Below are 2,135 nucleotides of genomic sequence, written 5' to 3' on the forward strand. Positions count from 1 at the left end.
TCTAGCTACCATTTGAGATCCCATACCGTTTAGGTATGCGTTAATTACATTTAATTTATCTTCTACTTTATATTTAGACACAAAAACACCCCAAAGTTTTGTACAAACTTTGGGGTGCAGTGCACCATCCGGATGTCTTTTTCATTTAGAATGTCTCTACATTATATTGAAAATCTATCAAGTAACAAAGTAGTGCAATCATGAATTCGAAATCTCTTCATCATCATAAGACCTTCTTTGACTTAATAAGATTATAGTGAGTTGTCAGCTTGGTTATGAGTTTGGTATTGATGATTGTTGTAATCATACAATGCCTTTTCAAAATCATGGAATGTGTGAACGTCAGTAGGGTCTTCCTTGCGACCTTTCTTCAATAATGTTCTTAGGTAATCAATCATACCTGGTGTTGTCTTTACTTGCTTAATTCCATCTATAATTTCTGATTCAGTCATATCAATCGCCTCTATCAATTCAATTTATATCTGAATCCAACTATATAGTAGCACCATAGATGTGAAGTGTTCAGTATTTAGTTTAAGAAATCTTCTATATTGATAATTTGTAGTCTACCTTGAGTTAACAATTTATGAAGCAAATTATTACCATGATTAGTATTATCAAATGTTGACCCATATTCATTAATAAGTTTAGAAACTTTTACGCTCTGCGATTCTAATTTAGACATATCTTTAAGTAATTTATCGTTTTCATCATCATCTTTTGAGTAACGAGGACTAAAAACAAATTTAATTTTTAAGTAAGAGTTGTAAATGTCGTAATAGTCAAATATTGATTGAAAATATGAATAATCTGATTCTCCTAATGAATGACCAAAGAAAATTATTTCGTCAATATTAGGGTCTAATACATCGATATTTTCATCAACTAAACTTAGAATCCTTTTAGTTTTTGTAAATGAGAATATATTTTGATAATCCTCCTCATTGCTTCTATATTTTTCATCAATTTTGCTATCTATTCCAATTATAACGGGACTGTGGTTTCGTTGGCTGGAATTATTAATATTTCCATGTATATTTTTTGATTTTTTAATATTGCACGAAGATAGCTGAGGCCTAGTGTAATTAAATGTAAATAAATTAAATGATGTATTTTTTGAAATTTTCATTAAAGTATTCATAAGTAATTCTATATTAGCTTCATAGTTTTCATGTGTTTGCATATTTTTGGTGATGTAATCAGCAAAATTATTTTCTAATTCGTATAGTTCATTAAGTAAATAATAACTTTGAAAATTATCAATTGCATCTTTATTTTTATAAATCAGTATGCAAACGACAAAACAAAAGTAAGAATAAGATTTTAATTTTCTTGTGTATGGTGATGAGTAATTGTTGGCCATAAGATAATTATCATTATTTAATTCGTCCATGAAATCTTTCATATGTTTAAAAATGCTTGTTTGATAATCTCCAGATGGATATCCGCATAATATGAAATCTTTTATTAGGTTTTCAATGTCGTACCATGAACCTTTACTTTTATCGGTTATAACAGCTAACGTTTCCCAAAAATTAAAGTCATCGTATTTAAAGGATGATAATAATTCTTCGTTTAGAGAATCCAAGTTTGATTTTATTTCAGTAGCTATTTTTGTAGCATCATTATAATTCAATTTTATGCTTTGGATTTCCTTTTCCAGTGAATTATAAAAAGATTCGGTGTGTGAATCGCCATTTATCATTACCATTAAAGGATAATTAACTATTTTCCCTTTAATATCATCCGAAAATCTAATGTTGTATTTTTCTAAATACGTTTGGATAAGATCTCTAAACTTTCTATATGTTTCAAACGTTTGTAAAATTTTCAGTCTTTTTGGGTTTATGTAATCAGAGAAATTTGTATCGAGCTCAGAATATAAATCAGCCCCATTTCCGGTTATGATTAATGTGTTTTCTTCTGACAAAGAGTGCTCCTCCTTTTTTATGCATTCAAGTTGTATATTTATTTTATCACTAAAGGTAATAAAAAAGCCCTCCCGATTGGAACTGAAGTTATAATATTGAACAGATAAATAAAAGCACTTTCGATAAAATGATTATTTTAATTTGATAAAATAACATAATTCGGAGGTGTTTTTTGTATGGCTAATAATAGATATTCATATGAAA

2 protein-coding genes are annotated in these 2,135 nt (G+C 28.1%); both read right to left on the reverse strand.

Annotated features, from left to right (window positions below; genetic code table 11):
* Window positions 1-251 precede the first annotated feature (251 nt).
* A complete protein-coding gene (locus OEZ61_RS07980; protein ID WP_041152626.1) occupies window positions 252-452 on the reverse strand; it encodes a hypothetical protein in 201 nt (66 codons plus the stop codon).
* Window positions 453-529: 77 nt separating this feature from the next.
* Window positions 530-1,930, reverse strand: coding sequence for an AbiH family protein (locus OEZ61_RS07985; protein WP_220382352.1), 1,401 nt, complete (start codon window positions 1,928-1,930; stop codon window positions 530-532).
* Window positions 1,931-2,135: the final 205 nt, after the last annotated feature.

It is taken from the genome of Apilactobacillus sp. EABW-1NA, assembly GCF_030398685.1.
In the GTDB taxonomy this organism is placed as follows: domain Bacteria; phylum Bacillota; class Bacilli; order Lactobacillales; family Lactobacillaceae; genus Apilactobacillus; species Apilactobacillus waqarii.